This is a genomic window from Streptomyces sp. NBC_01216, from assembly GCF_035994945.1.
GTDB lineage: Bacteria > Actinomycetota > Actinomycetes > Streptomycetales > Streptomycetaceae > Streptomyces.
On the sequence record NZ_CP108677.1, the window covers coordinates 4,853,034 to 4,871,041 of the forward strand.

The window sequence follows — 18,008 nt, forward strand, 5'->3', positions numbered from 1 at the left end:
GTCACCCCGCTGCCCGTTGCCGCAGGTAGCCGTGGCGCCGCCGCCGCGGCGACCGCCCGCCGACGGCGCGTACGAACGGGCTAGTGGCCGCGTCAGCCGATCGTGCGCCCGTCGAGGGGGTGCCGGAGCGCAGCGGTGAGGAGGAGCGCCGCCGGCACGCGGTTCGCGGGGGCACCGGGCCGCCCGGGGCCGTGCGAGAGGCCCGGGGTGACCGGTGGCGACCGAAAGCGACGGGCCGGCTACCAGGAGGCCCTGGGAAGCCCCAGGTCAGCGGGGCCCTCACCCACTGGTTCGCTCCCAGGGGTGGCGGTCAGGCAAGATGGGGTGTATCTGCCCACTCACTCTTTGCCGGACGGTTTCTCTTGGCTGAGTACATCTACACGATGCGCAAGGCGCGCAAGGCGCACGGCGACAAGGTCATCCTCGATGACGTGACGCTGAGCTTCCTGCCCGGTGCGAAGATCGGTGTGGTCGGCCCTAACGGTGCCGGTAAGTCCACCGTCCTCAAGATCATGGCCGGCCTGGAGCAGCCGTCCAACGGTGACGCGTTCCTGTCGCCCGGCTACACCGTCGGCATGCTCCTCCAGGAGCCCCCGCTCGACGAGTCCAAGACCGTGCTGGAGAACGTCCAGGACGGTGCCGCCGAGGTCATGGGGAAGCTGAAGCGCTTCAACGAGGTCGCCGAGCTCATGGCGACCGACTACTCCGACGCGCTGATGGAGGAGATGGGCAAGCTCCAGGAGGACCTGGACCACGCCAACGCCTGGGACCTCGACGCCCAGCTGGAGCAGGCCATGGACGCGCTGGGCTGCCCGCCCGGCGACTGGGCGGTCACCAACCTCTCCGGTGGTGAGAAGCGCCGCGTGGCTCTCTGCAAGCTGCTCCTGGAGGCTCCCGACCTGCTGCTCCTCGACGAGCCCACCAACCACCTGGACGCCGAGTCCGTGCAGTGGCTGGAGCAGCACCTGGCCAAGTACCCCGGCACCGTCGTCGCCGTCACCCACGACCGGTACTTCCTCGACAACGTCGCCGAGTGGATCCTGGAGCTCGACCGCGGTCGCGCCCACCCCTACGAGGGCAACTACTCCACCTACCTCGACACCAAGGCGACCCGCCTCAAGGTCGAGGGCCAGAAGGACGCCAAGCGTGCCAAGCGTCTGAAGGAGGAGCTGGAGTGGGTCCGCTCCAACGCCAAGGGCCGTCAGGCCAAGTCCAAGGCCCGTCTCGCGCGTTACGAGGAGATGGCGGCCGAGGCCGACAAGATGCGGAAGCTGGACTTCGAGGAGATCCAGATCCCGCCGGGCCCGCGTCTGGGCTCCATCGTCGTCGAGGTCGAGAACCTCTCGAAGGCATTCGGCGAGAAGGTCCTCATCGACGACCTGTCGTTCACGTTGCCGCGTAACGGCATCGTCGGAGTCATCGGCCCGAACGGCGCCGGCAAGACCACGCTGTTCAAGATGATCCAGGGCCTCGAGACCCCCGACAACGGTTCGATCAAGGTCGGCGACACGGTCAAGATCTCGTACGTCGACCAGAGCCGCGCCAACATCGACCCCAAGAAGACGCTGTGGGCCGTCGTCTCCGACGAGCTGGACTACATCAACGTCGGCCACGTCGAGATGCCCTCGCGCGCCTACGTCTCCGCGTTCGGCTTCAAGGGCCCGGACCAGCAGAAGCCGGCCGGCGTCCTGTCCGGCGGTGAGCGCAACCGCCTGAACCTCGCGCTCACCCTCAAGCAGGGCGGCAACCTGCTGCTCCTCGACGAGCCGACCAACGACCTCGACGTCGAGACCCTCTCCTCCCTCGAGAACGCGCTCCTCGAGTTCCCGGGCGCGGCCGTGGTCGTCTCCCACGACCGCTGGTTCCTGGACCGGGTCGCCACGCACATCCTGGCGTACGAGGGTGACTCGAAGTGGTTCTGGTTCGAGGGCAACTTCGAGTCCTACGAGAAGAACAAGATCGAGCGCCTCGGCCCGGACGCGGCGCGTCCGCACCGTGCCACGTACAAGAAGCTGACCCGAGGCTGAGGTCAGTGACCAGGCACATCTACAACTGTCCCCTCCGCTGGTCGGACATGGACGCCTTCGGGCACGTCAACAACGTCGTCTTCCTCCGGTACCTGGAGGAGGCGCGGATCGACTTCATGTTCCGGCTGGCACCCGGGGACGGCTCGCCGTCCTTCTCGGGCGGGTCCGTCGTGGCCCGTCACGAGATCGACTACATACGGCCCCTGGTGCACCGGCACGAACCGGTCACCATCGAGTCGTGGGTGACGAAGATGGGAGCGGCGTCGCTGACGATCGCGTACGAGATCAAGGACCCCGAGACGGTGTACGTCCGGGCGTCGACGATCGTCGTGCCCTTCGACCTCGCCACCCAGCGACCGCGCCGGATCTCCGCCGAGGAGCGCTCCTTCCTGGAGGAGTACATGGACGACGGGATGAGCTCCGCCGCATGATCGCACCGCTGCACTTCGCCGACGCCAGGGAGGCGGCGGACCTCGCCGCCTTCCTGGGCCGGTTGCTGCGCTACGACCGGGCCGCCGCCGTACGGCTCCAGGCGGGCGGCGGCGCACTGGCCGTGTTCGGCCGGCCGCCGTCGTTCGAGGTGCTGGCCATCCGGACCGCGCGTCTGGAGGACGAGGCCGACCTGGACGTCACCGTGTCGGCGGGCGAACTCCTCGAAGGCATCGAGGAGTCGGCCGGCAAGGCCGTCGTCCCGGACGCCGTCACCGGACCTCCGTGGGCCGGTGTCCTGCCGCCACGCGGCGGCTGGCGGCCGGTCTCCGGACTGCCCGGCGGCGCGGAGCTCCGCGCCGCGGTGACCGCGGCCGTCGCGGAGTTCCGGACACGGGACGAGGAACTGCCGCCGGAGCACCGGACCCGCGCCGAGCGGGACCGCATCGGCCGCGAGATCTGGTCCCGTACGGTGGCGGGCACCGGCCTGCCGCTGCGGGGCGTGCACGCCGCGCAGTCGCTCGGCTTCCTGCCGCCCGCCCCCGAGGTGCCGGTGGCACTGCTCGCCGCGGGCCCCTGGCTGCGGCTGCGGACGCCGTACGGGTCCATCGCGATCCGTGCGGCCGTACCCGCCCTCTCGGTCACCCCGACCGCGCGCCCGGGACACTGACCGGCACCTGCGATCGGACCAGAGCCCTCAAGGCCAGGCACATCTGACCAGCACCCAGGAACCCGGGACCATGCGCAGCGCCTCCGTGTACTCCGCCGGCAGCTGAAGCCGCCCCGCCCGGTCGAGCATCGCGTACTCCCGCGCCACCAGCGACTCCCGGCCCGCCGCGTCGACCCCCGTACGGCGCAACACCTCGGACGAGGTGCGGCCGTCCCGGATGGCGACCGTGCGGCGGACCTCAGAGGCGACCGCCTGGTCGTGGGTGACGATCACGATCGTCGTGCCCGGCTCCTCGTTGGCCCGCCGGAACGCGGCGAAGACCTGCTCGCCCGTCGACGAGTCCAGCTCTCCGGTCGGTTCGTCCGCGAGGAGCACGGACGGCGCGTTGGCCAGCGCGACCGCGATCGCGACCCGCTGCTGCTGGCCGCCGGTCCCCGGCCCGTCCGGCCCGGGGATCAGTCGGCGGTGTTCACCATCGACGCCGCCGCGTACGTGAGGTACTTCCACAGCTGGCGCTCGTGCTCGGGCGCGAGGCCCAGTCCGTCCACGGCGTCGCGCATGTGACGCAGCCAGGCGTCGTGCGCCGCCCGGTCGACGGTGAACGGGGCGTGGCGCATTCGCAGCCTCGGGTGCCCGCGGTGGTCGCTGTAGGTGCGGGGCCCGCCCCAGTACTGGATCAGGAAGAGCACCAGGCGCTCCTCCGCGGGGCCGAGGTCCTCCTCGGGATACATCGGGCGCAGCAGGGGGTCCTCCGCGACTCCCTGGTAGAAACGGCGGACGAGGCGCCGGAAAGTCTCCTCGCCACCCACCTGCTCGTAGAAGGTCTGCTCCTGAAGCGTGCCGCGCGGAATCTCGTTCACCGTTCCATCGTCTCAGATGCCCGGTGCCGGGTCCGGCGGTCCTGGGATCACCGGCAGCGGGCCTCCTCCCGGCGCCGTCCGCGCGGGCCCGCCGGGTCCGGCGCTCCCGTCGCCCCGTCGCACGGCACTCGCCCCGCGGCCCGGCGCGCAGGACAGTGGAGTCATGGCCGCACAGGTGGATGTGTTCGCCTCATCGGGCGAGCGGGCGCGAGAGGCCCTCGTCCGGGAGCTGGAGTCGTCCGGAGCGCTGCGCGACCCCGCCTGGCGCGATGCGTTCGGTGCGGTGCCGCGCCATCTGTTCGTGCCGTACTACTACGTGCCGGGGGTTCGCGGCTACGAGCGCGTCTGGTCCGGTGACCCCGACCCCGGGCGGCGCGACCGCTGGCTGCGCGGGGCCTACCAGGACAGACCGCTGGCCACCCGGGTACGGGACGGGGAGCTGGTCTCCTCCGCCAGCCAGCCCTCCCTGATGTCCCGGATGCTGGAGGCGCTGGAGACTCGGGACGGGCACGACGTCCTGGAGATCGGCGCGGGCACCGGCTACAACGCGGCCCTCCTCGCCCACCGGCTGGGGGACGAGCGCGTGACCACCCTCGATCTCGACGACGAGATCACCGAGTCCGCCCGGGCCCATCTCGCCGCCGCCGGTCACCGGCCCACGGTGCTCACCCGCGACGGAGCCCGGGGCTGTGCCGAGCGCGCTCCCTTCGATCGGATCGTCGCCACCTGCGCGCTGCCGTCGGTGCCCTGCGGCTGGCTCGGCCAGTGCCGCCCCGGCGCTCTCGTCCTGGCACCGCTGTCCACCGGGCTGATCCTGCTCCGGGTCCGGGACGCCGAGCACGCGGAGGGGCGGTTCCTCGCCACCTCGGCGTACTTCGTCGGGCTGCGGGGCGGCGGCGCCCGCACGGTCAGGTCACGGGCGACCGGGGTTCCCCGGCAGATCTTCGATGACGGCGGTTTCCGCTTCCTGCGCACGCTGGCCGCGGAGAGCCTGGACACGCGTGAAGCACTCTCGCTCTGGCAGCGCGAGCGGCGGCCGGAGCGGGAGCGCTTCGGGGTGACCGTCCGGGAGGGCCGGCAGTGGGCCTGGCTGGACGACCCGGAGGGGCCCTACGCCTGGCCGCTGCCGGACCTCTGAACGAGGTCCCGGGGCATCCCGGCAACGCCGTCAGCGTGCGTGCCAGGGCGTGACCGACCGGCCAGAGGCCGCCGGACAGGCTCTCAGCCGCGGCGGATCGTGATCGTGGTCCAGGCACCGACGTGTACCCGGTCCCCGTCCTGGAGCGGGACGGGGACGTAGGGCTGGATCGGTTCCTCGGCGCCGTTGAGCGTGGTGCCGTTGGTCGAGTTCTGGTCCACCACCGCCCACGAGCCGTCCGGCTGTCGCACCAGCACGGCGTGCTGGTGCGAGACGCCCGGGTCCTCCGGGGGTATCGACAGGTCGATGTCGGGGGACTCGCCGGTGGAGTGCCGACGGCGCCCGATACTGACCTGGTGGCCCTGCAGCGTCAGCTGCTTCTCCGGGGAGTACGCGGGCAGGTTCAGGCCCGAAGCCTCCGGACCGCTGCGCTGCATCATCGCCATGAAGTAGTCGCGGTCCGGACCGATGTACGCCGACCAGACCGCGGGCGGGCGGGGCTGCTGGTACTGCTGCTGGGGCGCGTGCTGCTGAGGCATCGGGGCGGGCGCGGCCGGGGCCTGGGACCGGGAGGGCGGCGGCAGCATCCAGTCGTCGCCACCGCCACCGGAGGTCTGGTGCTGTGGCGGCGCGGACTGCTGCCGCGGGGGCGGGGCCGACGGGTTCTGGAAGAACGACGGCGGCGGACCCTGCCGGAACTCCTGCGGCGGCTGTCCGCCCTGCGGCGTGTGCTGCTGCTCCGGCGGGCGCTGGGGCGGCGCCTGCTGGTGCGTGGGGTCGGCCGAGAGAGGCTCCGCCGGACGGTTCACCTGGGAGGGACGGGAACCGTGGTACTCGTACGGGTCCGGCGGACGTGGCGGCGACTGGAAACCGGGCGGCAGGTTCAGACCGGGCGGCGGGCTCTGCTGCTGCGAGGGGGGAGCGACCGGCGTGTAGGAGGTCGCCGTGTTCGTGAGGAAGTTCCAGCGGCACTCCTCGCAGAACGGCGCCATGTGCTCGCGCGGGGTGCGGCACTGCGGGCAGAGTTCGGCCTGGGCGGTCGCGTTCGGGTCGTCTCCGGGGCCGAATCCGGAGGGGGCCTGCGGGGGCGCCCCGGGACCGCCCGGACCGGGGTAGCCGTACGCGGGGGGAGGCGGCGGTACGGCACCCGCCGGCGCACCCGCCCCGGCCATGCGGTGGCCGCAGACCTCGCACCAGTCGTCGGAGACCGACTGGTGTCCGTTCGGGCAGGTCGGCATGTCGGTGCTTCCCCCTCTCCTCGTCCGGCCCCCTGGCCGGGCTACTTCTTCACGCGAACCGTCTTGGTGGACCGGGTCTCGAGAGTCATCTCGTCCGCCTCCGCGACCTTCGCCTTCAACCGCACAGTACCGGTCGCCGCGTCGACGACGTCCACCACCTTCGAAAGGAGTTTCGCGGTGTCCGTGTTGCCCGAGGCCGCTGCCAGCTGGACCGCGCGGCCCAGTCTGGCGGTCGCCGCGTGGTGGTCGCCGGACTTGCGGGCGTCCAGACCCTGCCGGATGGCCTGGGCCAGTTCGGCCTGGCCGGTGTAGTGCGCGACCTGCGGACTGATGGACGTGGACATGGCCATGTCGTCCGTCCACACCGCCCGCACCAGGCCCTGCGCGAGCGACCGAGGGGCGCCGCCCGACGGGTCCGGAACGATCAGCGAGACCCGGGCGGCGAGCATCTCCTGCCCGATCGCCGCCTGCGGAACACGGACGCGGACGTGGTAGTCGCGGGACTCGTCGCCCCACGAGCCGGTCGGGTAGTCGCCCGCCCGGGGCCCCGCCTCGGTGCGCCGGCCCGTCAGCTCCTCCACCGCAGGCGCCACCTGCTTCACGAACTGGATCTCCACGCCGACCGGGGTCCACAGGCGCAGCGCGACGTCCGCGACCTCCTTTCCCATGGCGTTCCCCGTCATCGAGGTGAAGTCCTCGGCCAGGGCGCCGGGGTCGGCGACGATGTCGGCGGTGCCCAGCAGCGCGGAGGCGATGCCGGTCACCTCCTCGACCCTCCAGTCCGTGCCCACACCGCGCGCGTCGCAGGTGAAACGGCCGGCGCAGGCGTCGAGCGCGGCCCGCAGATCCTCCGGTGCCTCGTGTTCGTTGCGGCCGTCGGTCAGCAGGATGCCGTGCCGGATCGGCGCGTCCGCGGAGGCCAGCAGCCGGTCCGCGAGCCGCAGCCAGGTGCCGATCGCCGTCCCGCCGCCGGCGTTCAGCCGCCGCAGCGCTTCCTTGGCCTGGGCCCGGGTCCGCGCGTCGGCGACGGCCAGGCGGCCGTTGCCCGGGTAGACCTCGGTGGCCACGTGGGTACCGGCGACCACGGAGAAGGAGGTGCCGTCGCGCAGGGAGTCGACTGCGGCGGCGGTCGCGTCCCGGGCTCCCCGCATCTTCGCCGGCGGGTAGTCCATCGAGCCGGAACAGTCGACCATGATCACCACGGCGAGAGCGCTCCCGCCGTCCCCCGTCGCGCCACCGCTCGTCCCGCCCCCGGTCGCGGTGACCGTGACGATCGCGCTGACCTCGCGCCCGCCCTCGGGCAGGAACTCGTTCTGGTACACCTCCACCGAGAACGGGGGGACGTTCGACTTGGAGAAGTTCGCCATCGGGTTCGGGCTCCTCGGCAACAGCGTGGCGGCGGCGCGCCGCGGCGACGGGTCACGGAACGGCGGGGGACAAGGAAGGGGTCGGACTACGGCGTACGACGGCGGGGCGAGGGTGGCTTTCAGGCCGATCCTGCCCCTTCGGGCGCGAGGGTGAACGGCAGCAGCGCCACTGTTACGTTGTCGTGGCCCCCACCGTCCAGGGCGTGCCCCACCAGCACCTGCGCGCCGTGCAGCAGCCGTCCTCCGGCGTCCGCCGGCACCACGCGGGCCATGTCCTCCGCGGCCTCCGCGTAGTTCCACAGCCCGTCGGTGCACACCACGACCACCCCGGACCGGTCCGGTTTGAACGCGGCGGTGTGCGGCTCCAGTTCGTAGGCGTCGGCGCCCAGCCAGCCGGTGATGGCGTGGGCGCGCTCGTCCGCGTACGCCTGTGCCTCGTTCATCAGGCCCGCGGAGACCATCTGGGCCGCCCACGAGTCGTCCTGGGTGAGCCGGGCCGGAGGGGCGGTGCGGTCGTCGGGAACCCAGTAGGCACGGCTGTCGCCGATCCAGCCGACGATCAGCAGCCCGTCGGCGACGACCGCACCGACGATCGTGCAGGCCGGGGCGTTCTGATGGCGGTGCGGATCGTGCTCCATGGCTCCCTGGGCCGGCTCCCCGGCCAGGGCGTCGACCGCCGCCGCCGCCGCGACGATCGCCTCGTGCATGGCCTGCTGCGGGTGGATGCCCCGGGACAGGGCGGCCAGCAGCGAACGGCCCGCCGCGTCCGCGGCGGCGGCGGACGCCTCGTCGGGACGGGTCGCCGAGGAGACCCCGTCACAGACGATCGCGAGCGAGGCCGGGGAGCCGTCGGCCAGCTCGGTGGAGGCGACGGCGAACGCGTCCTCGTTGCGGTGGTGGCGCAGTCCCCGGTCGCTGACGGCGGCCACCGTGGTCAGCTCCTGCTCCATGTGGTCCCGCTCGCGGGGCTGTGCGTGCCCGCAGTTCTCGCAGTAGCCGTCGGCGTCCACCCGTCCGGCCCGGCAGGCGACGCAGACCTTCGTCCCGGCAGGCGACGCCGGATCGGCGGCGCGCGGGTCGGCGGCGCGCGGGTCGGCGGCGCGCGGGCCGGGGGCGCGCGGGTCGGGGGCGGCGAGCGTGAAGTCCCCGTCCTCCGAGGCAACCGGCGCCGGGGGAGCGGACGCCTGGGCCGGGACGCCCGCGTGCGCCGCGCCGGCACCGCTGCCCGCAGCCGTCGCCGTCAGATCGCGGCCCCCGGAGTCCGTGCCCGGAAGGTCGCCCGGGTGCTGGGTCGCGGTGGACAGGGCCCCCGGATCGCGGGGCGGCGCCTCCGGCCAGTCGACGGGAGTGCCGATCGCGAGCGTCGGACGGTCCGGCTCCGCCGGGACGGCCGACAGGTCGTGACCGCACGCCCCGCAGAACCGGTCACCCGAATCCAGCGGTTCCGCGCAGCCGGGGCAGGCGGAGTGATCGTGCTGCGGCATCTGGGACATACTCACACCCACGTCCGGGGGCGGAGACGGTTGGCCCGCTCCACCAGTTCGATCCTCTCCTCGCCCCGCTGGGCGAGCCGGGCGAGCACCCGGTACGAGCGTTCGAGGCCGAAGCGCAGTCCGCGCTCGTCCAGTTCACTGCCGAGCAGCCGGGCATCGTCCGGCCCCGCACCGGGACTCCCGGAGAGTACCCAGTCGAGCGCCGTGCCGAGGACCTCCGCCGACAAACGCTCCCGGCGGACCGCGTCCAGGCCGAAGCCCCGGAGCGCGGCGACCTGGGCCGCGGCAGCCGTGAGGTCCCGGCCGAGCGGGTCGTTCGCCGGGCGCCGCCGCAGCCTGGCCCGCACCGCCGCGACCCGCGCCGCGGTGTAGTGGATGGACGCCTCCGGCACGGACTCCAGGGTCAGGACGGCCCCGGTGCGGTCGCCGGCGGCCAGCCGCACCCGGGCGAGCCCGAACGCGGCGCTGACGTACCCCGGATCGGTCGCCCACACCAGGTGGTAGTACTCGGCGGCGTTGTCCTGCTGGGCCAGCACCTCGGCGCAGATGCCCAGCGCCAGCTTGGGCGCGGGCTCTCCGGGGAAGGCGTCGTAGACCGCGTCGAAGGAGACCGCGGCGTTCTCGTGGTCGCCGTTCACCAGCGACGCCACACCGCGGTACCAGACCACCCGCCAGTCGTCCGGATGCCGTTCCTCCAGGGCGGCCAGCGCGCGGCCGGCCGAGCCGAGGTCGCCCATCTCCAGACGTGCCCGCAGCTCGCGCAGCCCCAGTTCGAGGGAGGGCGCGGGCGCCGACCGCAGGGCGCTGATCAGTTCGGCGGGCGCCGAGGCCATCAGGCCGGCGAGGAAGACGGCGTTGGGGTCGCCCGGATCGACGTGCGGCACGGGCAGAGCCAGCGCGGCGGCCCGCACGTCCACCGGGGTGAGGAACGGGCCGCCCGGACCCGCCGCGGCCGGGTGGCGCCCACGGCCGCGGCGCGTCTCCCGCGCGCCCAGCACCGAGACGTCCTCCGTCAGCTCCGCGAACAACTCCGTGTCCGTCACACGCGGTTCCGGTCCGAACAGCGTCGAGAGCGCCGGGCGAGGCCGCCCCGACTGCAGGGCGACGACCTCCCGCAGCACGCCCGTCAGCTGCTCCGCCATCTCCTGCGCCGAGGCGAAACGGCGCAACGGATCGGGGTCCGTGGCCCGCACCAGGAAGCGGTAGAAGGACTCGTACGTCCGGAAGACCTCGATGTGGTCCGGGTCCGGCAGGGAGTCCGCGAAGACGTTCGTGTAGCCCTGGAAGTCGAAGGCCAGCACGGCGAGCGTGCGTGCCACCGTGTACAGGTCGCTGGCCACCGACGGGCCGAGCTCGGCCACCTCCGGCGCCTGGTAGCCGACGGTGCCGTAGATGGCCGACTCGTCGTCGTCCATCCGCCGCACGGCGCCCATGTCGATCAGCTTGAGCTGGTCCTCGGTCTGGATCGCGTTGTCGACCTTGAAGTCGCAGTACAGCAGGTTCCGGCTGTGCAGATGACCGAGCGCTTCCAGGGCCTCGATCCCGAACGCGCACGCCTGTTCCACCGGCAGCGGATCACGCCGGCCGTCGGGCGTCCGCCGGTCGTTGGCTATCTCCTTGAGCGACTTGCCACCGACGTACTCCATGACGATGTAGCCGTCCAGGGAACCCGTGCGCTGGTCGAGGTGCTCGACGAAGTTGTAGATGCGGACGATGTTGGAGTGCTCGATCTCCGCGAGGAAGCGGCGCTCGGAGATCGCCGCCGCCATCGCGTCCTGGTCGCCGGTGTCCAGCAGGCCCTTGAGGACGACCCAGCGGTCGGAGACCGCCCGGTCGACGGCGAGGTAGACCCAGCCGAGACCGCCGTGCGCGAGACATCCCGCGACCTCGTACTGACCGTGCACGACGTCCCCGCCGCGCAGCTTCGGCACGAAGGAGTACGGATGCCCGCACGTGGTGCAGAACCCCTCGGTCCGCCCCGGGCGGTCGCCGCGCGCGCGGCCCACCGGGCCGCCGCAGTCGGAACGCGAGCAGAATCGCTTCCGCTCGGGAACCTCGGGGTTCTCCATCACGGCGGCCCGCGGATCGGGGCGCGGCACCTCCGGGATCGTCACCAGCCCGGCGCCCAGCCGGTTGCGCCCGGACTGGCCGGTCGAGGAGCCCGAGCTGCGTACCGAGACCGAGCGCCCGGTACCGCCGCCCGACAGGGAACGCGAGAGCCGGCCGGAGACCGACCGGCGCGACGTCGACGAGCGCGAGGACCGGGACGAGCCGCGCGAGGAGGACCGGGACGACCCGGACCCCGAAGAACCCCCGCCGGCCGAGGCCGGACCGGTCGGCGTCGACCTGAGCAAGCCGCCGGGCGCGACCACCGGGGCCAGACCGCAGGTGTCGCAGTACAGCTCGCCGCCGCCCATGTCCTCGTACGAACCCTCGCACGACGGACGCTGACAGGTACCCACCACCGACGCTTCCGCTCCTCCGCTCACCACTGACTTCCCCTGCCCTCTCCAGGCCCGGACAGAACCTCCGCCGCTGCCCGCTGATAGCGCAGCACCGCCTGCTCGGCGACCCGCAGGTCGCACGGCGCGCTCCACAGCATCCGGCGCGCCGCGTCGTACCGCTCGATCAGCAGCGGGTCCTCCGCCGCGCCGAGCCGCGCCACCTTCGCCTTGTACGCGTCCAGCCGGCCGCGCAGCTCGGCGCGGACCGCGAGCGGCGCCGTGACCGCCGTCAAGGACGCCCGTGCCCGCTGCAGTTCGTCCTCGGCCTCCTGCTCCAGCGACTCCAGGAGCGGCGAGAGCCGGTGCCACCGGGCGTGCCTGCGGTACTCGGCGGCCGTCACGAGCCGCTCCTGGAGGGCCGTCGGCGGACCGCTGACGGCGGGCACCTCGGAGGCCGCGATCTTGGCGAGGACCTCGCCGCGGGCCGCCCTCGCCTCGGCGAGAGTCCGGTCCGCGCGCGAGAGCACGTCGCGCAGCCGCAGCAGCCGCTCCTCGGAGTCCTGCCGGACCGCCAGCACCGCCTCGATCTCCCGCCGGATGTCCTCCAGGGCACGGGCCGCGCGGTCGTAACGGGTGGTGTCGGGACGCCCGCCACCGGGTGCCGAACTGCCCGCGGCGGGCTGCCAGAAGGCCAGCGGATCGGTGACGACCTCGGAGCGCAGCGCACCCAGCTCGGCGGTGATCTCCTCCAGCTCGTCGCCGGCCGGATGCTCCCCCGGCCGCACCCCGACGGAGTGCGCGAGGGAACGGGTCCGGCCGAGCTCCGCGGCGAGCAGGTCTATCCGGGCGGGCAGCGCCGACCAGACGGCGTCCGCGGTCACGACGACGTCGAGCGCCGCGGCGTACAGCTCGTTCATCCTGCCCACCAGCCGCTCCAGCGTGAAGCGTTCGGCGAGCCGGGGCGGCCCGCCGGCCGGCGCGGCGCACCGCTGGGCCCCACCGGACACCAGGACGCTCTCGCCACGCAGCCGCTCGGTCAGCTCGACCAGGTCCTCACGGCTGGACCAGCGGCGGCGCGCCCGCAGCTCACGCGCCGAGAAGAGCGCCGCGGTATAGGCGTCGAAACAGGTCCACAGCAGGGTGATCGATGCCTCGGTCGCCTGCCAGCGCTCCCGGGTGGTCCCCGTCAGCTCGGCGCCCTCGAGCAGCCTGCGGCCCGCGTGGTCCTGGAGGGCGAGCAGCGAATCCTCGACCGCCTTGTGCTCCGCGCCGAGGCGCGCCAGCGCACGGTCCACCTCGTCCCGGTCCATTGCCGGACCGGGGGGTCCCGTGACGCCCATCGATCACCTCTCGTTCTGCTTGTACATGGGTGCGGGCGGCCCGGATATCCCGGGCAGGTCCGCCTTCAGCCACTTCTCGTACGCCGCCTGCCAGGGGCCCTGCCGGTACCGGACCAGAACCTGGTTGACCCGGCGCACCAGGTCGTCGTTGCCGAGCCGGGCCGCCACGCCGTAGAACTCGGTGGTGAACGGCTCGCCCTTGAGCTCGATCGCCGGGTCCTGCGCGGCCTGTCCGGCCGCCAGCGCGTTGTCCGTGACGACCGCGTCGACCTCGCCGAGCTGGAGGCGGACCAGACAGTCCAGCTGGTTGGGCACGGTGAGGAGGTCCCGGTCTTCCTTGGTGCCGTCGCCCTCGTCCTTGAAGACGGCCCCGAAGGAGTTCCGCTCCAGCGCCTCGTACGCCGTCGAGCCCTCCGCCGTACAGACCCGTTTGCCCTTCAGGGACGGGCCGTAGCCCAGGATCGTCGCATCCTGCTTCGGCGCCAGCACCTGCTGCCCGGCCTGGAAGTAGGCCGTGGAGAAGGCGACCTGCTCAAGCCGCTTGCAGTTGATCGTCATCGTGCGCACCACGAGGTCGACCTTGCCGCTCTCCAGGGCCGCGATCCGCTGGTTGGTCGGAATCGCGCGGAAGACGATGCTGTCCTCGCTGCCGAGAATGTCCTTCGCGATCGCCCTGGCGAGGTCGATGTCGAACCCTTCGAGCGTGCGCTTGCCGGGGTTCCGGTACCCCCACCGGTAGCTGGACTGGTCGACGCCCACCACGAGCTTGCCGCGCTTCTTGATCGCGGCGATCGAGGGGCCGTCGGCCGAGGACGGCGTCAGCGATGCCTCCGGGTTCTCGCAGGTGTCCGCCCGCACCGGTACACCCGTCGCGACACCGAGGCCGCCCGGCGCCGGCGCGGCCGATGCGCCGTGACCGCGATGGGCCAGCGGCAGCAGGGTCAGCGCCGCGGTCAGACCGCAGGCCACGGCCATCGCCGCGACCCCTCCCCAGCCACGCGGCCGGGCCAGCGGCCGCCGGGCGGGCCCGACTGGGTCACCCTTCCCCGCGTCGTCGACGCCGTAGCGCATCCCGCCCCCTCTCACCGGTACTCCGACAGCCTGCGGTTGATCCCCACGACGATGCCCGCCGCACCGAGCACCGCGAGCCCGGCCGCCCCCAGCGGGAGCGCGGTCAGCGCGTCCCGGCCACCTTCGGCGGCGCGGCCGAACTCGGCCTGCTCGTGGTCCAGGGCCCGCTTCAACGCCGCGTCGATCTGGTCGAAGGACTGCCCGGTGGACTCCTTCGGGCCGATGATCCGGCTCAGCGCGCCCTCGTAGTCTCCCGCGTCGTCCATGGCGCGCGCTGCCTGATGACGCTGCCGCCACTCACCCGCGCGGGAAGCGGCCTCGGACAGCGGTCCGCGGCCCTCCTCGTCGTCGGCCAGCTCCCCGGCCCTGTCGAGCGCGCCGGTCAGCGCAGCCATGCCGGCGGTGTAGTCCGTCTCGTACTTGTCGTTCAGGCCGTCGTCGGTGAGGACCGAACCCCGTGCGACCAGCGTGAGGTTCTCGTTGGCGCGGGCCTTCAGCGAGCTGATCCGGGCCGTGTTGAGTACCTGGAGAGAGCTCTGCCCGTGCTCCTGGGCCTCGGTCAGCCCCGACCGCGCGAGGGTGTGCGCGGTGGCGAGCCAGAGCAGCACGACGACCGAGGCGGCCGTGGCCGCGAGCAGTCCCTGGTTGAACACCCGGTTCGTCAGGCGCTGATCGCGCCGCTGCGCCCACACCAGGGCGGCCACTGCGACGAGCCCCAGCACCAGGGAGGCGTAGGGCAGGTCGCGGGCGTCCGCGTCGTCCCGGTGGAGCCGGGCCGTCTCCGCGTCGTACAGCCGCTGCGCGGCGGGCAGCAGCTGGGTGGTCATCTGCTGGTTCGCGTACCGGAGGTACGCCCCTCCGAGCGGAAGGCCCTGCCGGTTGGCGGCCCGCGCGCGCTCGACGAGTCCGGTGTAGCGGGGGAGCCCCTCGTTGAGCGTGGCGATCTCGCGGCCCGACTCCGAGGAACCGTCGGTGCTCGCGGCGGCCTCGACCAGCAGCCGTGAGGCCGTGGATATGTCCCGCGCGTACCGCTCACGGATGTCGGCCGGCTCCTGCGGGCCGGACAGGAAGGCGCCGGCGGCGGCGGTGTCGGCGTCCGCGAGCGAGCGGTAGATGTCGGCCGCGTCGGCGCTCAGCGGCTGGCTGCGGCTCACCACGTCGTCGGCGGCGTCGGCGCGGTCCGCGACCTCGAAGCCGGTGACGGTCCCGAACGCGACCACCACCAGGGCCAGTACGGCCCCCAGGATCCGCAGCCGCCCCGGCTCGGTGGTGGCGGCCCGGCGCAGGCGGCTCCGCGCCTCGGCCCAGGCACCCGGTCCGGGGGCCGGCACCGAGGCGATGGGCACGTTCGGCGGTGGTGTCACTTGACCTCCCCCTCGGTCGCTGACGTCGGCCCTCGCCCTCCGCTGTCCGGAGCACGACCATCCGGCCAGCAGTATGGCCGCAGAGGCCGTTTCGCACACCGGAATTGGCGCGATCTTGTACCTATCGTGCCCCATGCCCCGCCGGCCCCCGCAGCCGATCCCCCTCTTCCACCACGCGACGGCGCCGGGTGCGGTTCCCCCGCTGGGGGCGGCCCCCCGGGGGCGGCCCCAGCGGGGGCCGGGGACACCCGTGTCACACGCGTTCCGGCGGCGCCCGACGGGACCCGCCCGGTCGAAGGCCGCCCGACTGGCTCTCAGGCGTAGTGCGCCCGCAGTCGGGCCGCCGCCCCGGGGCCGTCCCCGCACGTGTCGAGCGCCAGCAGCCCGGCGCCCAGGACCGGTGGCGAGGTCACGACCCTGATGACGGCCTTCGGCGCCTTCGCCACCAGCAGGTCGGCGATCCGGGTGTCGAGTTCGGGGTGCCGGGCGGCCAGCACGCCGCCGCCCAGGATCACCGGTGCCTCCTCGTCGAGCAGCCCGAGCCGGCCGAGCGCGACCGAGGCCAGCGCGACGACCTCGTCGGCCTGCCGGTGCACCAGTGCGCGTGCGACCGCGTCGCCCGCCGCACTCGTACGGAACAGCACGGGTGTCAGCTCGTGACGCCGCGTGGCCGGGACACGGTTCCGGTGCAGCGCCTCGATCAGCGCCTCCATGGTGTCCAGACCGAAGTGCGCGGGCAGCGCGCGGGCGAGTTCGGTCGGTGCGCCGCGCCCGTCCTCCGCGCGGGCCGCGCACCACAGGGCCTCCTCCGCGAGCCCGCCCCCGCCGCCCCAGTCACCGGAGATCTTCCCGATCGCGGGGAAGCGGGCCGTCCGCCCGTCGGGCAGCATGCCCACACAGTTGATGCCGGCCCCGCAGACCACGGCGACGCCCCGGGGCTCGTCGAGCCCCGCCCGCAGCAGGGCGAAGGTGTCGTTGCGCACGGTCACCGAGCGACTCCACCGGCGGGCTTCCAGGGCGGCCGTCAACTCCCTTTCCTCGACGGCGAGATCGACGTTCGCCAGACAGGCGGAGACGTGCGAGAACGCGGGCGGCGTGCCGTCGTCGGCGCCGGCCGCGGCCCAGGCGCGGTCCACGATGTCCGCCAGGCCCTCCAGTGCCGCGCCGACGCCGACGACCGGAGGCTGGAAACCACCGCCGCGCGCCGTACCGAGGACGCTCCCGTCGCGTCCGAGGACCGCGACATCGGTCTTGCTGTTGCCGGCGTCGATCGCCAGCAGGCTTCCGTTCAGGCCCACGCGAGGTGCTCCCGGTTGTGGGCGATCAGCCGGTCGGTGAGCCCGTCGGCGAGCGTGTACTGGCCGACCAGCGGGTGCGCGAGCAGTGCCTTGAACACCCGGTCGCGGCCCCCGCGCAGCGCGGCCTCCAGTGCCAGGTCCTCGTAGGCGGTGACGTGCGAGATCAGCCCCGCGTACAGCGGGTCGACCGCGGCCACCGGCAGCGGGGCGGCCCCCCGCGCGCCGATCGCGGCCTGCACCTCGACGACGGCGTCGTCCGGCAGGAAGGGCAGGGTGCCGTTGTTGTACGTGTTGACCACCTGGTACGGCGAGCCCGCGCCCGGCCGGCCGCCCAGCAGACCCGCGGCCAGGTCAACGGCGGCCTCCGAGTAGAACGCGCCGCCCCGCTTGCCGAGCAGCGCCGGCTTCTCGTCGAGTGTCGGGTCCCCGTACATCGCCAGGAGTTCCCGCTCCATCGCGGCGACCTCGGCGGCCCGCGAGGGCTTGCTGCCGAGCTCCCGGACGACCTCGTCGTGGGCGTAGAAGTAGCGCAGGTAGTAGGAGGGGACCACACCGAGGCGGTCCATCGGCGCGGACGGCAGGCGCAGGTCGTCGGCGAGCGCGGCACCGTGCTCGGCGAGCAGTCGCGGAAGCACGTTCTCACCCTGGGGACCGCCCAGCCGGACGGCGATCTCCCAGGTCAGATGGTTGAGGCCGACATGGTCGAGGTGGACGTCGGACGGGTCCACGCCCAGGAACCGGGCGAACTTCCGCTGGAAGCCGATGGCGACGTTGCAGAGGCCGACGGCCTTGTGACCCGCCTGCAGGAGGGCGCGCGTGACGATGCCGACGGGATTGGTGAAGTCGATGATCCAGGCGTCCGGGTTGCCGCGCCGGACCCGTTCGGCGATGTCCAGGACCACCGGGACGGTCCGCAGCGCCTTGGCGAGCCCGCCGGCGCCGGTCGTCTCCTGCCCGACGCAGCCGCATTCCAGCGGCCAGGTCTCGTCCTGGTCGCGGGCCGCCTGCCCGCCGACCCGCAGCTGGAGCAGGACGGCGTCGGCGCCCTCGACGCCGCTGTCGAGATCACCGGTGGTGACGATCCTCCCGTCGTGGCCCTGTCTGGCGAAGATCCGCCGGGCCAGCCCGCCGACCAGTTCGAGACGGTCGGCGGCCGGGTCCACGAGGACGAGTTCGGTGATCGGCAGGGTGTCGCGCATGCGCGCGAAACCGTCGATCAGTTCGGGGGTGTAGGTGGAGCCGCCGCCCACGACAGCGAGTTTCATTCGA

The 18,008-nt window shown here is 73.2% G+C and carries 14 protein-coding genes and 1 pseudogene; 4 read left to right on the forward strand and 11 right to left on the reverse strand.

Translation table 11 applies throughout. The features are described from left to right. Nucleotides 1-362 precede the first annotated feature (362 nt). Genes ettA through OG393_RS21645 form a run of 3 tightly spaced genes read left to right on the forward strand, consistent with a single transcriptional unit; the run spans nt 363 to nt 3,126 of the window. Complete coding sequence (gene ettA, locus OG393_RS21635; protein ID WP_327376327.1) at nt 363-2,027, forward strand: energy-dependent translational throttle protein EttA; 1,665 nt, start codon at nt 363-365, stop codon at nt 2,025-2,027. Between the two features lie 5 nt (nt 2,028-2,032). Next, nucleotides 2,033-2,458 carry an acyl-CoA thioesterase gene (locus OG393_RS21640; RefSeq protein ID WP_327376328.1) on the forward strand — a complete coding sequence of 142 codons (426 nt, stop codon included), beginning with the start codon at nt 2,033-2,035 and terminating at the stop codon, nt 2,456-2,458. Then, nucleotides 2,455-3,126 carry a hypothetical protein gene (locus tag OG393_RS21645; protein WP_327376329.1) on the forward strand — a complete coding sequence of 224 codons (672 nt, stop codon included), beginning with the start codon at nt 2,455-2,457 and terminating at the stop codon, nt 3,124-3,126. Before OG393_RS21640 ends, OG393_RS21645 begins: the two co-directional genes overlap by 4 nt. 27 nt (nt 3,127-3,153) lie before the next feature. On the opposite strand, the pseudogene OG393_RS21650 reads toward OG393_RS21645, so the two are convergent. Further along, nucleotides 3,154-3,558 (reverse strand): annotated as a pseudogene (locus OG393_RS21650) (ATP-binding cassette domain-containing protein); the annotation flags it as partial. 23 nt (nt 3,559-3,581) lie between these two features. Further along, on the reverse strand, nt 3,582-3,986 hold the full coding sequence (locus OG393_RS21655) for a globin (protein WP_327376330.1): 405 nt from the start codon (nt 3,984-3,986) through the stop codon (nt 3,582-3,584). A gap of 163 nt (nt 3,987-4,149) precedes the next feature. Between OG393_RS21655 and OG393_RS21660 the strand changes: the two genes are divergently transcribed. Then, nucleotides 4,150-5,124, forward strand: a complete 975-nt coding sequence (locus OG393_RS21660) for a methyltransferase domain-containing protein (RefSeq protein ID WP_327376331.1) — start codon at nt 4,150-4,152, stop codon at nt 5,122-5,124. Nucleotides 5,125-5,207: 83 nt separating this feature from the next. Here the strand turns inward: OG393_RS21660 and OG393_RS21665 are convergent, their stop codons facing one another. The 9 genes from OG393_RS21665 to OG393_RS21705 form a co-directional block, all read right to left on the reverse strand. Next, the gene (locus OG393_RS21665; protein WP_327376332.1) at nt 5,208-6,362 is read right to left on the reverse strand and encodes an FHA domain-containing protein; all 1,155 of its coding nucleotides are present in this window, start codon (nt 6,360-6,362) and stop codon (nt 5,208-5,210) included. Between the two features lie 41 nt (nt 6,363-6,403). After that, nucleotides 6,404-7,729, reverse strand: a complete 1,326-nt coding sequence (locus OG393_RS21670) for a vWA domain-containing protein (protein ID WP_327376333.1) — start codon at nt 7,727-7,729, stop codon at nt 6,404-6,406. 119 nt (nt 7,730-7,848) lie between these two features. Beyond that, on the reverse strand, nt 7,849-9,222 hold the full coding sequence (locus OG393_RS21675; RefSeq protein WP_327376334.1) for a PP2C family serine/threonine-protein phosphatase: 1,374 nt from the start codon (nt 9,220-9,222) through the stop codon (nt 7,849-7,851). A gap of 2 nt (nt 9,223-9,224) precedes the next feature. Continuing rightward, complete coding sequence (locus OG393_RS21680; RefSeq protein WP_327378505.1) at nt 9,225-11,639, reverse strand: serine/threonine-protein kinase; 2,415 nt, start codon at nt 11,637-11,639, stop codon at nt 9,225-9,227. A 68-nt stretch (nt 11,640-11,707) separates the two neighbouring features. Then, nucleotides 11,708-13,006 carry a hypothetical protein gene (locus OG393_RS21685; protein WP_327376335.1) on the reverse strand — a complete coding sequence of 433 codons (1,299 nt, stop codon included), beginning with the start codon at nt 13,004-13,006 and terminating at the stop codon, nt 11,708-11,710. A 3-nt stretch (nt 13,007-13,009) separates the two neighbouring features. Further along, nucleotides 13,010-14,077 carry a glutamate ABC transporter substrate-binding protein gene (locus tag OG393_RS21690; RefSeq protein WP_442817342.1) on the reverse strand — a complete coding sequence of 356 codons (1,068 nt, stop codon included), beginning with the start codon at nt 14,075-14,077 and terminating at the stop codon, nt 13,010-13,012. Nucleotides 14,078-14,088: 11 nt separating this feature from the next. Continuing rightward, nucleotides 14,089-15,441, reverse strand: coding sequence for a hypothetical protein (locus tag OG393_RS21695; protein ID WP_442817343.1), 1,353 nt, complete (start codon nt 15,439-15,441; stop codon nt 14,089-14,091). Nucleotides 15,442-15,755: 314 nt separating this feature from the next. Beyond that, nucleotides 15,756-16,739 (reverse strand): N-acetylglucosamine kinase, encoded by a 984-nt coding sequence (locus tag OG393_RS21700; RefSeq protein ID WP_327376336.1) that lies wholly within the window; start codon nt 16,737-16,739, stop codon nt 15,756-15,758. Next, a complete protein-coding gene (locus OG393_RS21705) occupies nt 16,730-18,004 on the reverse strand; it encodes a 6-phospho-beta-glucosidase (protein WP_327376337.1) in 1,275 nt (424 codons plus the stop codon). The genes OG393_RS21700 and OG393_RS21705 overlap by 10 nt, the downstream gene beginning before the upstream one ends. Nucleotides 18,005-18,008 lie beyond the last annotated feature (4 nt).